The organism is Streptomyces sp. NPDC005402, assembly GCF_040606575.1.
Classification (GTDB): Bacteria; Actinomycetota; Actinomycetes; order Streptomycetales; family Streptomycetaceae; genus Streptomyces.
This window is the reverse complement of sequence record NZ_JBEXFB010000006.1, coordinates 368,131-374,130: the sequence shown is the minus strand read 5'-3', so window position 1 is coordinate 374,130 and position 6,000 is coordinate 368,131. Positions and strand designations below refer to the sequence as shown.

Below are 6,000 nucleotides of genomic sequence, written 5' to 3'. Positions count from 1 at the left end.
GCCGGCCGTCACTGAAACCGCTGCCCGCCCCTGGGGGAAGGCCGAGACCGGAGCCACCGCCCGCGGAGGCCGCCCCGCTCTGGAACCGCTGCCCGACCAGGGGCACGCCTGGACCGGAGCCACGGCCGGCCAGGGAAGACCGACCGCGACCGAAGCAACCGCCCGCCGGGGGAAGAAGCCCGGCCGTCACTGAAACCGCTGCCCGCCCCTGGGGGAAGGCCGAGACCGGAGCCACCGCCCGCCGGAGGGCAGGCCATGGCTGGAGCCGCCGTCCTTGACGGGCACGCCATCCGCCCGCTCTCTCAGCCCGCCACCGGATACATCGCCCCGCGGCGCCCCTCCGGTGAGGCCAGCCACTCCAGCTTGGCCGCGGTGTTCGCCTCGTCCAGGGGGGTGTGCAGGACGACCGTCAGGTCGGAGCGGGCCGGTACCTTCATCGCCGTGGACTCCACGCACAGCAGCCCGACCAGCGGATGGTCGAGCTCCTTGCGGATCACCCCGGCGTCCTCGATGTCCCGCCGCTCCCACAGCTCGGCGAACTCAGTGCTCAGCTCCCGGAGCCGGGCCAGCACCTCCTGGAAGCCCTCGTCCTCCGGGCGCGCGGAGCAGGCCGCCCGGAACTGCGCGACGACCGTGCGCGCGTTCTGTTCCCAACTGTGCGATCGCGACCGGTACAGCGGGTCGGTGAAGAAGTCGACGAGACAGTTCTGGGTGTTCTCCGGCCGCATGCCCAGCACCCAGCCGGCCGCGTCGTTGTACAGCACGCAGTTGTAGTACGCGTCCATGATGTGCGCCGGATACGGCATCCACGCGTCGATCAGCCGCCGCAGCGCCTCACAGCCATGGTCGGCGGCCGGTTCCGGCGCGGGCGGGTTCAGCCCGGCCAGGACGTACAGATGCCGCCGTTCGGCGTTGCTCAGCCGCAGCACCCGCCCGACGGAGTCGAGGACCTGCGGGGAGACGGAGATGTCCCGCCCCTGCTCCAGCCACTGGTACCAGGAGGCACCCACCCCCGCGAGCACGGCGACCTCCTCGCGCCGCAGCCCCGGCGTCCGCCGCCGCGCCCCGCCGTCCGGCAGCCCCGCCTCGGCGGGCGAGACCCGGGCCCGCCGACTCATCAGGAACTCGCGCAGCTCACGATGCCGCTCACTCTTGGGTACGACCTCGGGCACGAACGCATCCCCCTCGTTGTTGCCTGGTGGTGCCACCACCAGCACAACTTGCGGCTCCCCACGGCTATTCCGGCGCCCGCAGGCTGTTGCCCATGGCGATCGACACCACGCATCCCGACCCCGACACGCTCGACACCCCCCGGCTGTCGACGCGCGACAAGCTCGTCCTGTTCGTCCTGTGCGCCGCCCAGTTCATGGTCGCGCTGGACTTCTCCGTCCTGAACGTCGCCCTGCCCGTCCTCGGCGCGGACCTGGGCATGAGCCCGTCCGCCCTCCAGTGGGCGGTCACGGCGTTCGCGCTGCCCTCCGGCGGCTTCCTGCTCCTGTTCGGCCGCACCGGCGACCTGTACGGCCGTCGGAAGCTGTTCCTCACCGGGCTGGCCCTCTTCGGCGCCGCCTCCCTCCTCGCGGCCCTCGCCTGGAACCCGGCGTCCTTCCTCGCCGGACGCGCCCTCCAGGGCCTCGGCGCGGCGGCCATCGTGCCGACCGGCATGTCCCTGCTGACCACGACCTTCCCCGAGGGCCCCGCCCGCGACCGCGCCCTGGGCATCTCCGGCACCCTGCTCTCGCTCGGCTTCACCATCGGCATGGTGGCCGGCGGCACCCTCACCGACACCCTCGGCTGGCGCTCCACGATGGGCCTGCTCGCCCTGTTCGCCCTGATCGTGCTCCCGCTGGCCCCCGCCCTGCTCCCGGAGTCCCTCCCCCATAGCCTTGAGGGCATGGGAGGTGCCCCCATCCCGGACCGCCCCCGCCTGGACATACCCGGCGCGATCACGGTCACCGGCGGCCTGCTCTCCCTGATCTACGCCCTGTCGACCGCCGCCGACCACGGCTTCGGTCGCGCGGACGTCGTCGTCACCCTGATCGCGGGCCTGCTGCTCCTCGCCGCCTTCGTCAAGATCGAGTCCCGCACCGCACAACCCCTGGTGTCGCTGCCCATGCTGCGCCGCCGCACGGTGGCGTGGGGCAACATAGGCGGCCTGGTCACCTTCTCGATGATGTCGACGGTCGTCTTCGTGCTGACCCTCTACCTCCAGGAGATCCTGCACCTGTCGGCCTTCGAGACCGGCCTCGTCTTCGGCGTGCAGGGCGTCCTCTCCGCGGTGGCCGGCACCTACGCCCCGAGGATCATCGGCCGCTTCGGCCCGCGCCGCACCCTGGTCGGCTCACTCGTCGGCCAGGGCACCCTGATCGCCGCTCTGCTGGGCCTCGGCACCGGGAACTGGTCCGTCTGGCTCGCCACGGCCGCCGTCTCCCTGGCCAGCATGTGCCACCTCGGCGCGATCATCTCGTACGGCATCACCGTGACCTCCGGTGTCCCCGACGAGGAGCAGGGCCTGGCCACCGGCCTGGTCACCTCGACCCAGCAGGTCGGCATCACCGTCGGCATCCCGCTGCTGGGCGTCCTCGCCACCACCTCGGACGACCTGCTGTCCGGCGTCCACACGGTCCTCGCCCTGGACACGGTCATCGTGCTGGTGGCCGCGGCACTCGTCGCGGTGGGACTGCGGGTGCGCTCAGGGACGGTCGAGGCGCAGCCGCTCGGCGCGCGGTAGACCGGCCACCACCAGGTCGTACGAGTCCTCGACGAGCTCCCGGACCACACGGTCCGGGAGCTCGCCGCCGACCGTGACGGTGTTCCAGTGGCGCTTGTTCATGTGGTAGCCGGGGATGATCAGCCCGGGGTGGTCGGCGCGCAACCGGATCGCGTCCTCGGGGTCGCACTTGAGGTTGACCGTCAGGGGCCGCGCGTCCAGGTTCGTCAGCGCGAAGACCTTGCCCAGCACCTTGAAGACCGAGGTCTCGGGGTTGAACGGAAAATCCTCCACCACCGCGTTGAAGGAGAGACAGAGGGCGCGCAGCTCCTGGGGGGTCACTCGGACTCCTTCTCCTCCTGGGCGGCTTCGAGGGCGCCCACCGGCTCCACCAGAACCGTCACGATCTTGTTCCGGCGCCCGGCGGCGGCCTCGGCGGTCAGCCGGAGCACGCGCCCGTCCGGCAGCTCGACGGCCGAGGACGCCCCGGCGATGGGGACGCGGCCCAGGGCCTTCGCCAGGAGTCCGCCGACGGTCTCCACGTCCTCGTCGTCGTACTCGTCGAGCCCGTACAGCTCGCCGAGGTCGGTGATGTCCAGGCGGGCGGTGACCCGGTGCCGGTCGTCGCCGAGGTCCTCCACCGGCGGGAGTTCACGGTCGTACTCGTCGGTGATCTCACCGACGATCTCCTCCAGGATGTCCTCGATGGTGACGATGCCCGCCGTGCCGCCGTACTCGTCGATGACGACGGCGACGTGGTTGCGGTCCTGCTGCATCTCGCGCAGCAGATCGCCGGCGTTCTTGGTGTCGGGCACGAAGGCGGCGGGCCGCATGGCCGTGGACACCAGCTCGCTCTCCGCGTCCCGGCTGATGTGCGTCTTGCGGACCAGGTCCTTCAGATACACGATCCCGACGATGTCGTCCTCGCTCTCCCCGGACACGGGGATGCGCGAGAAGCCCGACCTGAGCGCCAGGGTGAGCGCCTGACGGATCGTCTTGTAGCGCTCGATGACGACGAGATCGGTGCGCGGGACCATGACCTCGCGCACCAGCGTGTCGCCCAGCTCGAAGACCGAGTGCACCATGCGGCGCTCCTCGTCCTCGATCAGCGACTCCTTCTCGGCGAGGTCGACCAGCGCGCGCAGCTCCGCCTCGGAGGCGAACGGACCGCGGCGGAAGCCCTTGCCGGGGGTCAGCGCGTTGCCGATGAGAATCAGCAACGACGGGATCGGGCCCATGATCCGGGCCAGCGGGAGCAGGATGTACGCGGCCGCGGTGGCCGTGTTGAGGGGATGCTGACGTCCGATGGTCCGCGGGGACACCCCCACCGCGACGTACGACACCAGCACCATGACGCCGATCGCGACCAGCAGGGCGCGGGTGGTGCCCGGGAACTGCTGGAGACACGCGTAGGTGACCAGGGCGGCCGCCGCCATCTCGCAGGCGACGCGCACCAGCAGCGCCACGTTGAGATAGCGGGTCGGGTCGGCGGCGATCTGCGCGAGCTTGGCGCTGCCCCGACGGCCGTTCCGTACGGCTTCCTCGGCGCGGAAACTGGAGACGCGCGCCAGGCCCGCCTCCGCGCAGGCGGCGAGCCAGGCGACGACGACCAGGGCGATCGCCCCGGAGACGAGGGGCAGGCTCATGAGACGGTCGGCGCGGGGGACGGACCGGTGAGCCCCTTCTCCTGCCGCCAGCCGTCCACGATGGCCGCCTGGAGGCCGAACATCTCGGCCTTCTCGTCCGGCTCCTCGTGGTCGTAGCCGAGCAGGTGCAGCACGCCGTGGACGGTGAGGAGCTGGAGCTCCTCGTCCATGGAGTGCTGCGTCTCGGCCTCCTCGCCCTGCCTCTTGGCGACCTCGGGACACAGCACGATGTCGCCGAGGAGGCCCTGCGGGGGCTCGTCGTCGTCCTTGCTGGGCGGCCGGAGCTCGTCCATGGGGAACGACATGACGTCGGTGGGCCCCGGCAGGTCCATCCACTGGATGTGCAGCTGCTCCATGGCGTCGGTGTCCACGACGATCACCGAGAGCTCGGAGAACGGGTGGATGCGCATCCGCGCGAGGGCGTAGCGGGCGATGTCGAGGATCGCCTGCTCGTCGACCTCGGTTCCGGACTCGTTGTTGACGTCGATCGACATGGTGCTGGCTTGTCTACTTCCGCTTGTTCCGGCCGCCCTTGTGGGTGCCGTTCTCCGTACCGTTCTCGGTGTCGTACTTCTCGTACGCGTCGACGATACGGCCGACCAGCTTGTGCCGTACGACGTCCTGGGACGACAGGCGGGAGAAGTGCACGTCCTCCACACCCTCCAGGATGTCCTGCACCTGCCGCAGCCCGGACTTGGTCCCGTTCGGCAGGTCCACCTGCGTCACGTCACCCGTGATCACGATCTTCGAGTCGAAGCCGAGGCGGGTGAGGAACATCTTCATCTGCTCGGGGCTCGTGTTCTGGGCCTCGTCCAGGATGATGAAAGCATCATTAAGGGTGCGACCCCTCATATATGCCAGCGGTGCGACCTCGATCACCCCCGAGGCCATCAGCTTCGGGATCGAGTCCGGGTCCAGCATGTCGTGCAGGGCGTCGTACAGCGGGCGCAGGTAGGGGTCGATCTTCTCGTAGAGGGTGCCGGGCAGGAAGCCCAGCCGCTCTCCCGCCTCCACCGCCGGGCGGGTCAGGATGATGCGGTTGACCTGCTTGGACTGGAGTGCCTGCACCGCCTTGGCCATGGCGAGGTAGGTCTTGCCGGTACCGGCGGGGCCGATGCCGAAGACGATCGTGTGCTTGTCGATCGCGTCGACGTACCGCTTCTGGTTGAGGGTCTTGGGGCGGATGGTGCGGCCGCGCGAGGACAGGATGTTCTGCGTGAGCACCTCGGCCGGAGTCTCCTGGCCGTCGCTCGTCCCGTTCTCGCTCGCGCGCAGCATGGCGATCGAGCGTTCCACTGCGTCCTCCGTCATCGGCTGTCCGGTGCGGAGCACCAGCATCATCTCGTCGAACAGGCGCTGCACGAGGGCGACGTCGGCCGCCGCGCCGCTAGCGCTGATCTCATTGCCCCGGACATGGATGTCGGCCGCCGGGAAGGCCTTCTCGATCACGCGCAGGAGCGAGTCGCCGGACCCCAGGACCGAGACCATGGGGTGCTGGGCGGGGACGGTGAACTGTGCTCTCGCCTGCCCCTGCGCGGGGCTGTGACCTGTGGGTGTCTGAGTCATGGGCCGGCGCTGAAGGCCTGCGGTTCCTCCTCGTCACGGCCGCGCAACGGGAGGCGGCCTCGCGGTTCAAGGGTACGA

The 6,000-nt window shown here is 70.3% G+C and carries 6 protein-coding genes; 1 reads left to right on the top strand and 5 read right to left on the bottom strand.

Annotation, left to right across the window (positions count from 1 at the left end; all coding sequences use genetic code 11):
- Positions 1-302: 302 nt before the first annotated feature.
- On the bottom strand, positions 303-1,118 hold the full coding sequence (locus ABZT02_RS14600; RefSeq protein WP_356018003.1) for a helix-turn-helix transcriptional regulator: 816 nt from the start codon (positions 1,116-1,118) through the stop codon (positions 303-305).
- Between the two features lie 146 nt (positions 1,119-1,264).
- Here ABZT02_RS14600 and ABZT02_RS14595 point away from each other — a divergent pair, with 146 nt between their 5' ends.
- Entirely contained in the window at positions 1,265-2,731 is a 1,467-nt protein-coding gene (locus tag ABZT02_RS14595) for an MFS transporter (RefSeq protein ID WP_356017751.1), read from the top strand.
- Here ABZT02_RS14595 and ABZT02_RS14590 read toward each other — a convergent pair.
- From ABZT02_RS14590 to ABZT02_RS14575, 4 genes are read right to left on the bottom strand one after another with little or no spacing between them, the layout of a single operon-like run.
- Complete coding sequence (locus tag ABZT02_RS14590; protein ID WP_356017749.1) at positions 2,693-3,052, bottom strand: MmcQ/YjbR family DNA-binding protein; 360 nt, start codon at positions 3,050-3,052, stop codon at positions 2,693-2,695. The two genes, ABZT02_RS14595 and ABZT02_RS14590, sit on opposite strands and share 39 nt — an antisense overlap.
- Positions 3,049-4,356, bottom strand: coding sequence for a hemolysin family protein (locus ABZT02_RS14585; RefSeq protein WP_356017746.1), 1,308 nt, complete (start codon positions 4,354-4,356; stop codon positions 3,049-3,051). The genes ABZT02_RS14590 and ABZT02_RS14585 overlap by 4 nt, the downstream gene beginning before the upstream one ends.
- Positions 4,353-4,850: an rRNA maturation RNase YbeY gene (ybeY, locus tag ABZT02_RS14580; protein WP_356017744.1), complete on the bottom strand. Its 498-nt coding sequence runs from the start codon at positions 4,848-4,850 to the stop codon at positions 4,353-4,355. Before ybeY ends, ABZT02_RS14585 begins: the two co-directional genes overlap by 4 nt.
- Before the next feature lie 13 nt (positions 4,851-4,863).
- Positions 4,864-5,922 carry a PhoH family protein gene (locus tag ABZT02_RS14575; RefSeq protein ID WP_356017741.1) on the bottom strand — a complete coding sequence of 353 codons (1,059 nt, stop codon included), beginning with the start codon at positions 5,920-5,922 and terminating at the stop codon, positions 4,864-4,866.
- Positions 5,923-6,000 lie beyond the last annotated feature (78 nt).